The 12,153-nt window shown below is 61.7% G+C and carries 13 protein-coding genes; 8 read left to right on the plus strand and 5 right to left on the minus strand.

Annotation, left to right across the window (positions count from 1 at the left end; translation table 11 throughout):
• Positions 1-3: 3 nt before the first annotated feature.
• On the minus strand, positions 4-1,524 hold the full coding sequence (locus X566_RS07385; RefSeq protein ID WP_034464863.1) for an MFS transporter: 1,521 nt from the start codon (positions 1,522-1,524) through the stop codon (positions 4-6).
• A gap of 125 nt (positions 1,525-1,649) precedes the next feature.
• On the opposite strand from X566_RS07385, the gene X566_RS07390 reads away from it, so the two are divergent.
• From X566_RS07390 to X566_RS07410, 4 genes are all read left to right on the plus strand, one after another.
• The gene (locus X566_RS07390; protein ID WP_034464865.1) at positions 1,650-2,291 is read left to right on the plus strand and encodes a TetR/AcrR family transcriptional regulator; all 642 of its coding nucleotides are present in this window, start codon (positions 1,650-1,652) and stop codon (positions 2,289-2,291) included.
• 285 nt (positions 2,292-2,576) lie between these two features.
• Complete coding sequence (locus tag X566_RS07400) at positions 2,577-3,935, plus strand: site-specific integrase (protein WP_034464867.1); 1,359 nt, start codon at positions 2,577-2,579, stop codon at positions 3,933-3,935.
• A gap of 102 nt (positions 3,936-4,037) precedes the next feature.
• Positions 4,038-4,241, plus strand: coding sequence for a hypothetical protein (locus X566_RS24625; protein ID WP_034464869.1), 204 nt, complete (start codon positions 4,038-4,040; stop codon positions 4,239-4,241).
• Positions 4,242-4,401: 160 nt separating this feature from the next.
• On the plus strand, positions 4,402-5,661 hold the full coding sequence (locus X566_RS07410) for a DUF2235 domain-containing protein (RefSeq protein WP_034464871.1): 1,260 nt from the start codon (positions 4,402-4,404) through the stop codon (positions 5,659-5,661).
• A gap of 31 nt (positions 5,662-5,692) precedes the next feature.
• Here X566_RS07410 and X566_RS07415 read toward each other — a convergent pair whose 3' ends face one another.
• The 4 genes from X566_RS07415 to X566_RS07430 all read right to left on the minus strand — a co-directional run bounded on the left by X566_RS07415 (position 5,693) and on the right by X566_RS07430 (position 7,944).
• A complete protein-coding gene (locus X566_RS07415; RefSeq protein WP_343213046.1) occupies positions 5,693-6,508 on the minus strand; it encodes an ImmA/IrrE family metallo-endopeptidase in 816 nt (271 codons plus the stop codon).
• Between the two features lie 101 nt (positions 6,509-6,609).
• Positions 6,610-7,143 (minus strand): helix-turn-helix transcriptional regulator, encoded by a 534-nt coding sequence (locus X566_RS07420; RefSeq protein ID WP_244434698.1) that lies wholly within the window; start codon positions 7,141-7,143, stop codon positions 6,610-6,612.
• Entirely contained in the window at positions 7,115-7,735 is a 621-nt protein-coding gene (locus X566_RS07425) for a hypothetical protein (RefSeq protein ID WP_034464879.1), read from the minus strand. The genes X566_RS07420 and X566_RS07425 overlap by 29 nt, the downstream gene beginning before the upstream one ends.
• Positions 7,732-7,944, minus strand: coding sequence for a transcriptional regulator (locus X566_RS07430; RefSeq protein ID WP_034464881.1), 213 nt, complete (start codon positions 7,942-7,944; stop codon positions 7,732-7,734). The genes X566_RS07425 and X566_RS07430 overlap by 4 nt, the downstream gene beginning before the upstream one ends.
• Before the next feature lie 154 nt (positions 7,945-8,098).
• On the opposite strand from X566_RS07430, the gene X566_RS07435 reads away from it, so the two are divergent.
• From X566_RS07435 to X566_RS07450, 4 genes are read left to right on the plus strand one after another with little or no spacing between them, the layout of a single operon-like run.
• Positions 8,099-9,067 (plus strand): CBASS oligonucleotide cyclase, encoded by a 969-nt coding sequence (locus tag X566_RS07435; protein WP_244434699.1) that lies wholly within the window; start codon positions 8,099-8,101, stop codon positions 9,065-9,067.
• 8 nt (positions 9,068-9,075) lie between these two features.
• Entirely contained in the window at positions 9,076-9,591 is a 516-nt protein-coding gene (locus tag X566_RS07440) for a hypothetical protein (RefSeq protein ID WP_034464884.1), read from the plus strand.
• A complete protein-coding gene (locus X566_RS07445) occupies positions 9,591-10,535 on the plus strand; it encodes an ATP-binding protein (protein WP_034464887.1) in 945 nt (314 codons plus the stop codon). Before X566_RS07440 ends, X566_RS07445 begins: the two co-directional genes overlap by 1 nt.
• Before the next feature lie 10 nt (positions 10,536-10,545).
• Complete coding sequence (locus X566_RS07450; protein ID WP_051444173.1) at positions 10,546-12,111, plus strand: SAVED domain-containing protein; 1,566 nt, start codon at positions 10,546-10,548, stop codon at positions 12,109-12,111.
• Positions 12,112-12,153 lie beyond the last annotated feature (42 nt).

Genomic DNA, 12,153 nt, shown 5'->3' on the forward strand with positions numbered 1-12,153 from the left:
GGATCATATCTTTTCGGCGCCGGCCATCGCGCGGCGGCGCCCGCCCGCGCGCTGCATCGCGACGACGAGCACGACAACAGCAACCAGAGCGGACAATCCGGCGACGATCACCGCCGCTGCAAATCCCTGCGACAGCGCGCCCGCCAGCAACTTGGAAAACGTATCTGCCGTCATATTGAGAGCGGGCGGCATCGCATGCCGCTGCACCGCATCGCGCGCGAGAACGGCGGCAGCCCCGCCGCGATCCGCCAAGCCGGCAGCCATCACAGCGATGGCCCGCGCGCTCATCACCGTGCCGAGCAGGGCAATGCCGATGGTCATGCCGCTCTGGCGCAATGCATTCATCGTCGCCGACGTGGCGCCACTCCGCTCGCGCGGCGCCGATTCCATCACTGCGGCGCCGGTCGAAGGAACTGCGAGACCCAGGCCAATGCCGAGCAGTACGAACAGCGGCGCAACGAGCGCATAGGGCGTCGCCGGAGACAGCACGACCATGCCGAGCATGGACGCAGCGATCAGCAGATGGCCGAGGATCATCAGCCGTTGCGTGCCGTGGCGCACGGTCATCCGGCCGAACAGCGAGGCCATTGCTGCCATCGCTGCAAACACGGGCGCCATACGCCATCCTGCCTGGGACGCCGACCAACCCTGCACCTGCTGCAGAAACAGCGAAAACAGGAACAGGCTGCTGTAACCGGCGAAGCCCAACAGAAAGGACGCAAAATTGACGGAGGCAAAAATCCCATCGCGAAACAGATCGACCGGCAGCACCGGGCGGGCCACGCGCTGCTCGACGACGACGAACAGCACGAAGGCGATGGCGGCGACGCCAAACGAAACCAGCACCGCCTGGGCGGCCCATCCTGCGCCGCCGGCCGCGATCAGCGCGTAGGTCAATGCGCCGAGGAACACGATGCTCAGCCCCTGTCCGGTCGGATCGAGTGCGGCATGGTCGGGGTCCGCGCTCTCGGCAATGCCGCGCGCACCCAGAACCAGCGTCGCCGCTCCAACCGGCAGATTGATTAGGAAGATACTGGGCCAACCGACCGTATCCACAAGCACGCCGCCCAGCATCGGTCCAAGCACCAGCGAGATCGCACTGAACGACGACANCCCGCCGATGACGTGGGCGCGTTCACGCGGATCGGGAAACGCCTGGGTCAGGATCGACCACGCGCCCGGGATCACGAGCGCTCCCGCAACACCTTGCAGCGCCGCTCCGGCGATCAGCACGCCGAGCGACGGCGCGCCCGCACACACCGCCGATCCGAGCATGAACACAGCAACGCCAATCAGCCAGGCCCGCTTCCGCCCATACCGATCGCCGACCGGCCCTGCCGAAAGCATGAGGGCGGAGAGACAGAGCGGATACGTGCCGACCACCCATTGCAGGCCGGATAGATCAATGGCGAGGCTCCTCTGGATCGCCGGCAGGGCCACCGAGACAATGCTGACGGCGAGCGTCGTCATGAAGGTGCCGAGATAGACGGCGACGACCGCCAAAGTCTTCCGGGATTGGGGCATGGGGCGCTCCTGGCGCCATTCTGCTAGCAACTGACTGACCGTCAGTCAATAATATAAGCCTATGAGAATAATTCTAAATATGCGATAGATCGACCTTGGGTCGAACATGTGATCGGAGGGCTTGGATGGCAGCGACAGCACGGCCGGCGTCATCAAAGCGACCGGAATCGCGGCGGCGGATTCTGCCGGCTGAGGTTCGCATCGACGATCTGATGGCAGCGGCAGCAGACCTGTTCATCGCCCGCGGCGTGGAGGCGACCACCGTCGATGACATCGTCGCCAAAGCCGGCGTCGCCAAGGGCACCTTCTATCACTATTTCAAGACAAAGTCGGATGTGATCGCCGCATTGCGTGAACGGTTCGCGCAAGACTTCGTCGAACGCGTCGCATCAGTGATCGAGCCCTGTGCGGCAACCGATCATCCTGCGCGCTTGACGGCCTGGATTCGCGGCGCGGTGGAGACCTATCTTCATAATTATCAGCTTCACGACGTCGTCTTCCACGACTTCACCCACAGCCAGCGCCGTTCGCGGGAGAAGAGCATCGTGATCGCTCAACTGGAAGCCCTGCTCATGGCCGGCGAGCGAGACGGCGCATGGCGCTTTCCGCATGCACGCGCTGCCGCGACCATCATTTTCGACGGCATGCACGGGGTCGTCGACGACGCCATCGCCGCAGGCCTGCGCGATCCTGAACCGCTTTGCGGGCCGCTGGTGGATATGTTCACGCGGATGCTGTCGCCGTCATCACAGCAGGACAGCGGGTGACGCCAGAGAACGCGGGGGCTAATGAGCCAACCTCGTCGCGCCGGTGATAGCTTCGTTCAAATGGCGCCGATATGGCGCACCCGACACGATTCGAACGTGTGACCTTTGCCTTCGGAGGGATATGGTCAGCGACACGGGGGCAGCACAATCGCGCTGTCCGGTGTAAAACGCTGAAATTAAAAACGAATCCCGCCAGATAGGCCAGACCAGCGAGTTGCTCTTTGTCGTTCCTCGTTCCCGGCGCTTCCTTGGCGCGTTCGCCAAGGAAAAAGCCGATCACAACACATGCCAAAACTCACGAAACGTACCGCGGATTCCGCCAAGGCGCGGGAGAAGGACTACTTCATTTGGGACAATGAACAGCCTGGCCTGGGGCTTCGGGTGTATACCTCAGGCAAGCGTAGTTATGTCATTCACTACAGGTTCGCCGGCCGCTCTCGCCGATTCACGATTGGACTACACGGATTCTGGACGCCCGAGCTTGCGCGACAGGAGGCGAGGGTCCTCTTCGGCAAGATTGCAAGTGGTGAAGATCCGTCGGAACAGAGGCAGCTCAATCACAAGGCCATCACGGTCAAGGAGCTGTGCGAACTCTATCTTGAAGATCTGCACGCCGGCTTGATCATGGGCAAAAGCGGACGGCCAAAGAAGCCGACAACCATTGTCAGTGATGTCGGCCGAATCCGCCGGCATATCATCCCACTGGTCGGGTCGCGGCGGGTGAAGGACGTCACCAAGGCGGATGTCAATAAGGTCTTGAAAGATGTGATAGCCGGTAAAACCAATTGCAGCTTCAAGACGGGAAAATTGCGCGGCAAATCCATCGTGCGAGGCGGCGCGGGGGCAGCCTCGCGTACTGTTGGACTTCTCAGCGGTATACTGACTTACGCCATCGAGGCGGGAATAATAGAAGCCAATCCCGCGCACGGGGTTCGACGGCCAAAAGATAACGTCCGAATCCGACGCCTCGATGACGCCGAGTATCGAGAGCTCGGCTCTATCCTCCAAGCTGCAAGCAAGAACGACAAGTACCGGATGACCGTAGATATCATTCGGCAACTCGCGCTCACTGGATGCCGTCGATCTGAGATGGTGGCGCTTCGCTGGGAAGACGTCGACATTGAAGCAAGCTGTTTGCGCTTGGCCGACAGCAAGGAAGGAGCATCGGTCCGACCGATTGGTTTGTCCGTGATGGAATACCTTGAAGAGCGTAGATCGAAGTCCTCAAAGACGTACGTTTTTCCCGGCGGCGTGGAGGACAACCCTTTCGGCAGCTTTCCCAATCATTGGGAGAAGATTTTCCGAAATACGACCCTGGCGGACGTCACGCCGCATGTCCTTCGTCATAGTTTTGCGAGCGTGGCTAATGACCTGGGCTTTACGGAGACAACGATCGCAGCGTTGATCGGGCACTCTCGGGGCACCGTCACGAGCAAATATATCCATACGCTGGACGCGGCATTGATCATGGCGGCTGATACGATCTCTGGCTATATCGAAGGACTTCTTGACGGCGTGGAATTTAAGCAGACGTCCTATGCGCTCGACCGTGGTGCGAGGAAGGCCACTTTGGCTCGTTTCCTAGAGAAGATGAGCGGCGCACCAAGCGATGGTCTGGTCCCCGAGGAGGATTTGGCGGCATGACTCAGAATCGACACTCTCGCTCCGAAACAAGCCTGCGCCTTGGCAGCATACTGGCCGAACAGGGCCGCCGCATCGGCCTGACCAACGAGGACGTCGAGGCGCTTGAGCAGACCCGAGATAGGACGCCTGCCGGACCCTTTTCGTTCGAGGATCGGGGTTCGCGCACGCCTTGATGAGGACTTTGCCCAACGCCCCGAGCGGTCCATCGTCACCGTGCCCGCTGCCTTATTGGATCGGGCGGCGATGCTGACGCAAGGCATGGAGGTCGAACTCGACGCCGAGATCGAAGGGGACGTCAAGCTTTAGCCAACGCAAGAAATCATACCGCGTGATGGTGGGAAGCTTATAGCAGAAGACGCATTGGGATATTTACGAATGGCAGCCAAGCTCTAGACTCGGTCCGAGCCCATGCCTCGTTCCCAACGGGAATGGCGATCCTTTACTTTCTCACCGTATGGGAGACAAAATGAGAAACCTAGTCGTCTGTTGCGACGGCACGGGAAATGAGATCGGTGAGAACATTTCGAATGTCCTCAAGCTCTATCGCGTACTCCGGAAAACCGAGAAGACCGTCCCGCGACAGATCGTGTTTTACGACCCCGGCGTGGGGACTCTGGCACGGCCAAACCCTTGGACGCGCTTCAAGCAGAACACCGTCACGGTACTGGGTCTCGCCACAGGCTATGGCCTCGATGATAATGTGCTCAGGGCCTATCATTTCCTGATCGACAATTACGAAGAAGGCGACGATATTTTCCTGTTCGGCTTCAGCCGTGGTGCATATACCGCCCGTGTCTTGGCAGGTTTGATTCACAAGGTCGGTTTGCTCTCTCCTCAGCAACGCAACTTGGCCGGTGCTGCGCTCACGGCCTACAAGCAGGCGAGCTCGGCGATGGTCGAGCAAGAGCCGGGAGATGCGCTCGACGCTGCGCCGATCGATGAAGACGGCGAGTGCGAAGCGCCACCTGCCTCTCGGGACGACTCCGCATCACAATTCGCGCGCATTGTTTCGAGCCGATGGCCTACCATCAAGTTTCTCGGCGTGTGGGACACCGTGGCGAGCATCATCGTGCCGCGTGCGGATCGCTTTTATGCCTTCAGCCTCCAAAAGCTGGCTTTCACGCAGAGCAATCCGAGTGTGAAGGTATTTCGCCAAGCCATCGCGATCGATGAGAGACGTCGGATGTTTCGTCTCGAGCCCTGGAAGGAACCGCAAACCTTCATGCGCAACCGTTTCAGCTCGACCAATAACGCTGAACCGCAGGACGCGCTACAGGTCTGGTTCGCTGGCGTTCATGCCGATATCGGCGGAGGCTACCCTGAAAGCGAAAGCGGTCTGTCCAAGTTTCCGCTGCTGTGGATGATCCACGAAGCGACCAAATGTGGCCTGACCGTCAGCACGCAGACCGTCAACCAACTCGCCTGGGGCATCCAACGGCAGGGCAGCCCGTTCAGTTACGTCGCCCCCGACATCATGCGTGACCCGCATGACTCGATGACGTTGGCCTGGTGGGCCCTGGAGTGGATCCCCAAGGCAGATGATTACAAAGAGTGGAAGGATCGCACTTCACGGTTCGGCCGGTATATGCCGGCTGCAGAGCCGCGTGCGATTCCCGAGGGCGCTTATATTCACGAGTCTGTCTTCGCGCGCATGAAGGCTGTCCCGGCGTATACGCCAATCAATCTTCCGTCTCGTCACCAGGTTGTTTCTTCGGCTCAGCGATAACCGCAGCAGCGTCAGAGAATGGATGCTCGCCTCACACTGACTTCGGAGTGCTTCGAAGCCAGTGGCCAAGCGTCAGAGCCTCGTGTCCATTAAAGAACGTTTCAAACCTGAACAGGTGCCGCTCGCTGGCAGCGTCGGATAGAATGACGTCCCTCGCGCCGAGGCTTCCGCCGCGTTGCGCGCCGGCATAGCCGGTTACGACCCGGAACAAGTCGACCTCGCCGAGCCCGCCGAAGCGGAGTGCGAAGGCCGGAGACTGCACACAGTAACGACAGGGATTGCTTGGATCGAAGTCCGGTTTCCGCTTGGCCGGGTGCGGATGCCCTGTCACGAGCGCTACCATCGGCCGACCGCTGTGTCCCTGCTCGATGAAGCGCCACAGGGTCGACGTCATGGTGTTGCCGAAGCGCTCACTGAGCTGGCGGACATGTTGCAGGGACGGTTCAGAATCACAGGCGTCGGTGCGAAATCGTTCCGCCAGAAAGAGCAGCTGACCGGCAGCGTAATTTGCCTCGGCCTCCATGATCGCGTGGCACGTCGGCGTGAGCGTCTGCTCCGTGTCACCAAGCATCATGCCTTCGTGCCAAGGGATGATGTCGTGTCCGACCTCATGCGCCTCGTTCCACCGGTGCTTCAGCTTCGGCAGATCCTTGTCGATGAGGATCCGCTTCTGGTCAGGCAGATAAAGGGCCTTCAGGCTCAGGTTTTGGACGGCTTCCTTGAGCAGGGTCGGCCGCAGCAGGATTTGCGATCCCGCCACCTTCAGCCGACTGACGGTCTCACGCAGGAGGCCGTCGTCGGTCGTGCTGTAATACTGGCGATCGAGCCGAAGCAGGTCGCGCACCATGGCGAGATCGATCGGCGGCTCAGGATTGCCAAGGCCTCGGAGAACCTTGACGACCTGTGCGTCGATGTCGGCGATCGTGCGCGTGCCAAGTTGAATATTCTTCACTTGCCCTGCTTTGGATCCTGTCGACTCAGCACAGCAACAAATGCATCGAGTGCGGCATTCTCTTCCCGGCTAAGTTTTTGCATCGACTCGGATCGAGCCGCAAACTTGACCGCTTCTTGGCTTAGGCCGCTGTCATTCGCCGCCGACAGGCCAGCAAGCTGCATCAAGCGCTGCTGCGAAACGCTGAACGTCCGCGCCAAGCGATAGACCGTGCGCGGCTCCGGAATATAATGGACGTCACTTTCGATCACCAGCAGCTCACTGGCGTCGAGTTCGGCCTCCTCGGCCAGCCGCTCCATCGAAAACCCACGTTGGCGGCGCATCAAATTGATAAACCGGCCGAACGCAATGCGGGCTTCCTCACGCGGAGCCGGCGCGCCGGCGACAGAACGGCTGTCCGAGACAGGATCACGCGCGACGACGCCCGCGCCGATCACATCGGCGCCCTCGCGCGCGGCGCGATCAAGCCACCACTGCTTGCTTCGCTCTATTCTCATGGCGTCACTCCTCATCGAGAAAAGACCGGGCATTCTCCACAGTCATCTCGAAATATCTGAGATTTTGATAGGCGTCGTCGAGACCAAGGTCCGACATACGACACCGTTCACGATAAAAGACCTCGGACTGCGGCAGGGAATGAAGGCCGATCCGGCCGCGATATCCTTCCTGCTCACTAAGCGCGACGGCAGCCGTCAAGAGAGCGGTGCCGACGCCTTTCAGTCGCGGGCGTTGACCAAGGTCGGGCCGATTCCACGGCGCGACCTCGAGATAATCCACGTAGACCAACGGCTTGCCTGCTTGCGACGCCTCTCGCGCAACCCGTCGCAAATCAAGCAACATCAGACCCTGGGTCACTCCATTGCAAACCACGCTGAAGCCGGGAAACGCCAGAAACCCTTGGACCCTTGTCGTCTTTTCTCGCCAATCCCAATGCCAGCTTTGCGGCCATTGCGCGATCGGCACACCTTGACGACGCAGTTCCTGAAGTACCTTGATGAGCGCCGGTTGCCACTGTGTTTGCCAGTCAGCGAGCTGCGCTTCCTCGATGGCATCGCGCAACTCTGCCTCGACGTCATCCCCGCTCGCTGCGTCCAGCAGGTAGATGGTCGAGACGTCCGTCATAGGAGCATTAGCTCCGCCTTTTCTTTCGTCGCATCGTTCTCGAACAGGAGCTTCTCTCCTTTTTCGAGCCTCGCCTCGACGGTTTGATAAAGGCGCAAAGCCTGCCGAATCACCGCGGTTTTTGTCAGGTCCTTGCGTGCCGACAGATCGTCCAGCACGCGCATCTCGGCGTCGGTGAGGTTCAGCGTCATCGTCTTTTTCGCTGTCATCTCGTCCTCCGTCGTTGGTCAGCATATAGAGAATCAGGGGTATTTTGTCAATATGAAATAGCTACCGTACATGCCCTTGAATAGCCAAAAAATGGCTATTATATCCTGATCTTCAACGCCGCAGCCTCGGGGCCGCCGGCCACAGAGGAGCGGGATGATGGGACGGCAGCACGTCGGTCAAAGCGAGATCGCCGCATTCGCGCAGGACAAGGTGAACCTGCCGAAGGACAAGGCGGACGAATACCGGGCGCAAGCGCGACGGCTGCGCGAGAAGCTCGAAGGCTACCTCGGCGAACACCCCGACTTCACGCTGAAGAAGATGATGCTCTCGGGCAGCCTCGCGAAGGGCACCGCGCTTCGCTCCCTCAACGACATCGACGTCGCCTGCTACGTGAGCGGCGCGGACGCGCCCAAGGACGTGAGGGTGCTGCTCGATTACCTGGCCGAGCGGCTTCGCAAGGCTTTCCCGAACTTTAGTCCCGACCAGGTGCAGCCGCAGACCTACTCGGTCACCGTTTCGTTTCGCGGGACCGGGCTCGACGTCGATGTGGTGCCGATCCTCTACGACGGCGATGCGCAATGGTATGGCAACCTCGTCAGCCAGGACGACGGGTCGTTCCTGAAGACGAGCATTCCGCTCCATCTGGAGTTCGCGGGCAAGCGCAAGCGCGCGCAGGAGAAGCACTTCGCGCAGGTCGTGCGCCTCGCGAAGTTCTGGGCGAGGCGCATGAAGCAGGAGCGAGATGGCTTCCGCTTCAAATCATTCATGATCGAGATGGTGCTCGCCAAACTGTGCGACGACGGGTTGGACTTCTCCGACTATCCTGAGGCGCTGCAGCACTTCTTCACCTATATCGCGCGCACCGACTTCCGGCAGCGCATCGTGTTCACCGACTACTACCCAGCGTCGTCGGTCCCCGCGTGCACCGAAACGGTGCAGATCATCGATCCGGTGAACGCGGCCAACAACGTGGCCCGCCTCTACACCGCGGCGAACGCCGATGCGATCGTCGACGCCGCTCTCGAAGCCGGCGACGCCATCGACGCCGCGCTCGCCGCCCCCAACAAGCAGCTGACCGTCGCCTATTGGCAGAAGGTCTTCGGCTCCTCCTTCCAGGCCTGAGGTCAGCGATGTCGTATAGCTACAGCTACACCGAGAGTTCGACTTTCACGGTCACGCACGCCAAGCACATGGCCGCTAAGGTCGCCACCGACCTGAAGCGAATGCAGCGCTTCTACGGCAGCCCATCGGACACCAAGATCGCGGAGTTCGAAGCCGAGGCGGCGGAGATGCTCAAGGCAGGTTACCTCGAGACCGTTACCTACGGCTTCAAGCGGGACGGCAACTGGATCGAGCCGACGTTGCGGTACACCGCACGCGAGCTCGCCGGCACCGCCGCCAACGACGACGACCCCGGCCGTGTCCGACCGGGCGCGGACGTCAGCGGGGCGTCGTTCTACAGCTACATGACCTACACGTCGGCTTGGTTTCAGCTCGGCGAGAATGGACGCGCCACATTCGAACGGAGCCTTCCCTTCTCGCGCAGTGGCGCGCCGGAGCCCGGCATCACGGGTTACCTGTCCAATGACCGCACCTATTCCGCGGGCGGCCGCGCCCTCGATCGTGCCACCGTTCGGAGCTTCTGATGAACGCCAAGCCTACCCTCGACGAGCTTTTCGAGCGCCGCGTCACCTATCCCGACTTCGAGCCGCAAGCGCGGCTCGCGCGCCTCGTGGGCCTGGACGACCAGAAGAGCCGTCTCGCCAAAATTCTCGGCCTCCTCGTCAATCCCAGCGGTCTCGCCGCGTGGGCGCAGCGCCACCATCCGGGCGCCGAGTCCCTGCTTGATACCGTCTTGCGCCGTCCGCCTCTGGTGGTGCTGGCCGGCGACGTCGGCTCCGGAAAGACCGAGCTCGCAGAGACGATTGGGGACGCCGTGGCTCGGCAGGAGAAGATCGACATCACCCTCCTGCCGCTCAGCCTGTCAACTCGCGGCCAAGGTCGGGTCGGCGAGATGACGCAGCTTCTGTCCGCCGCATTCGACTACACCGTGGCCGAGGCCACGAGGTTGAAATCCCCTAGTGGCAAGGCGCGGGGCGCGGTCATCCTCCTCGTTGACGAGGCGGACGCGCTCGCGCAATCGCGCGAGGTGGCGCAGATGCACCACGAGGACAGAGCCGGCGTGAACGCCTTCATCCGAGGCATCGACCGCATCTCCAACTCTAAGCTGCCGGCCGCCGTCCTTATGTGCACGAACCGTCTCAGCGCGCTGGACCCAGCGATCCGGCGGCGCGCGGCCGACGTCTTGAGCTTCGCCCGACCGAGCGATGAACAACGCCGCTTCGTCTTGTCGAGCCGCCTGGAACCAATCGGCCTCAGCCCGCAGCACGTGGATGCCCTGGTCGCAGCCACCGGCGCCCAGCGCGGCGGCCGCGACTTCGGTTTCACCTTCTCGGACCTGACCCAGAGGCTCCTGCCCGGAATCGTTCTCGACGCCTATCCCTCGAAAGCCATCGACGGCGCGCGGGCGGTCCAGATTGCCCGCGCGATGGCCCCGACGCCGCCATTCAGGGATGGCGGCGCCGCATGAGGAGAGCGCCATGACGCAAGCCGTAACCGTCCGACGCGATGGCGACACCTTCCAGGCTCGCCTGTTCTGGTGGCACGCGGCGCGCCTGCTCGACCCAGAAAGCCCGATCACGCGCGTTGCCTTCGAGACCGGGCCGAAGAGCTTCGATGACATCTGGGTCGAATACGACCCCGCACGTAGCGCGCTAGACCATTATGGCGAACCGCTGCTGCGCGAACACATGCAGTGTAAGTGGCATGTGACTCCTGACAGCTACGGCTACTCGCACCTGGTCGATCCGGAGTTCATCAACGCCAACGCCCGCTCGCTACTACAGCGGGCGCGCGACGCCCAACTCGCCTTCGCACGATCGGGTGTCGGCGTCCGGTTCAAGCTCGTGACGAATTGGCGACTCGATCGCGGCGATCCGCTTCGCGAGATGGTCGGCAACCGGTCCGGCGCAGTCCGGCTCGACCGGCTTTACGGATCGCTGACTGACAACAGCAAGGCGGGTGCTGTCCGAAAGGCCTGGCGGGAGCACCTCGGCATCGACGAGGACGAACTGCGGCTGCTGGCTCGCACGCTTGCTTTTGGGGAAGCCAACGACACACTCGACGCCCTGCGCGATAATCTCGACATCCTGTTCGGCTTGGTGGGGCTGCGCCGAATCCCCGCCAACCAGAGCGCATTTCCCTACGACGATCTCGTCTTTCAATGGATGGCGCAGGGACGGCTCGAGTTCGATCGATCGGGGTTCAAATCAATCTGCGCCCGCGAGGGAGTGCTCGGGCCCGCCCAAGGCGGCGCGCGCGTCTACGGCGTCAAGTCATTCGAACACGCGTTCGATCGGCTCGATGAGCGGTGTCATGCAGTGCTCGATCTGATCCCTGCGTTTGACGAGCGCTACATCCGCAGTGACGAGGACTGGGAGGCGAGGCTCTATCCCGCCCTTCGCCGGTTCCTGGAGGCAGCGGCCAAGGACCACGTTCGCCTCCGGCTCGCCCTCGACGCACATGTCACCTTGGCGTTCGCAGCGGGCTCGATCATCAACATCAAATCAGGTCGCACGGTCGAGTTGGACCAGCGTGGCACGGGATGCAGAATCTGGTCGCCCGACGATATGGATCGCGATCCTCAGTGGCCTACGCTCACAGCCGAGACTGTGCAACTCCGTCCCGATGAACCCGACGTCGCTGTCGCGATCGGTTTGACCCATGATGTGTTGGCGGACGTGCGGCGCTACTGCGAAACCACGCTTCCCGCTGTCGGTCGATTGCTCATATTGAAGCCGAGCACCGGCCCCGGCGCACAGTCGGTGGCCTGCGGGCGCCACGCCTTCGACCTCGCCGACGCGGCGTCCAGCGCGATCCGCACGGCGCGGCCTGACTCTTCGGGAATCACACACCTGTTTGTGGCAGCTCCCAACGCATTCACGTTTTTCCTCGGACAGCGTCGGACTGCTCTCGGGCCCGTTCGTCTTTACGAGTACGACTTCGATGGTGCTCGTGGACGATCCTACGCGCCGGCGCTCACCCTGCCTCTCGGCGCCTCAGCCGGCGATGGAAACGGCAGCGTGTCTGCTCCAGCGAAACCATAGCGCTATGTCTACTCTCAAACTTCTCCCAGCGCCTCTCAACCG

The organism is Afipia sp. P52-10, from assembly GCF_000516555.1.
GTDB lineage: Bacteria > Pseudomonadota > Alphaproteobacteria > Rhizobiales > Xanthobacteraceae > P52-10.

What these genes read in the sequence shown, in the direction of transcription:
- X566_RS07445 (WP_034464887.1), top strand. Translation starts at nt 9,591, where the DNA reads ATGAACGCCAAGCCTACCCTCGACGAGCTTTTCGAGCGCCGCGTCACC.
- X566_RS07425 (WP_034464879.1), bottom strand. Translation starts at nt 7,735, where the DNA reads ATGACGGACGTCTCGACCATCTACCTGCTGGACGCAGCGAGCGGGGAT.
- X566_RS07450 (WP_051444173.1), top strand. Translation starts at nt 10,546, where the DNA reads ATGACGCAAGCCGTAACCGTCCGACGCGATGGCGACACCTTCCAGGCT.
- X566_RS07390 (WP_034464865.1), top strand. Translation starts at nt 1,650, where the DNA reads ATGGCAGCGACAGCACGGCCGGCGTCATCAAAGCGACCGGAATCGCGG.
- X566_RS07420 (WP_244434698.1), bottom strand. Translation starts at nt 7,143, where the DNA reads ATGCCCGGTCTTTTCTCGATGAGGAGTGACGCCATGAGAATAGAGCGA.
- X566_RS07400 (WP_034464867.1), top strand. Translation starts at nt 2,577, where the DNA reads ATGCCAAAACTCACGAAACGTACCGCGGATTCCGCCAAGGCGCGGGAG.
- X566_RS07430 (WP_034464881.1), bottom strand. Translation starts at nt 7,944, where the DNA reads ATGACAGCGAAAAAGACGATGACGCTGAACCTCACCGACGCCGAGATG.
- X566_RS07435 (WP_244434699.1), top strand. Translation starts at nt 8,099, where the DNA reads ATGATGGGACGGCAGCACGTCGGTCAAAGCGAGATCGCCGCATTCGCG.
- X566_RS07415 (WP_343213046.1), bottom strand. Translation starts at nt 6,508, where the DNA reads ATGGTGCGCGACCTGCTTCGGCTCGATCGCCAGTATTACAGCACGACC.
- X566_RS07440 (WP_034464884.1), top strand. Translation starts at nt 9,076, where the DNA reads ATGTCGTATAGCTACAGCTACACCGAGAGTTCGACTTTCACGGTCACG.
- X566_RS07410 (WP_034464871.1), top strand. Translation starts at nt 4,402, where the DNA reads ATGAGAAACCTAGTCGTCTGTTGCGACGGCACGGGAAATGAGATCGGT.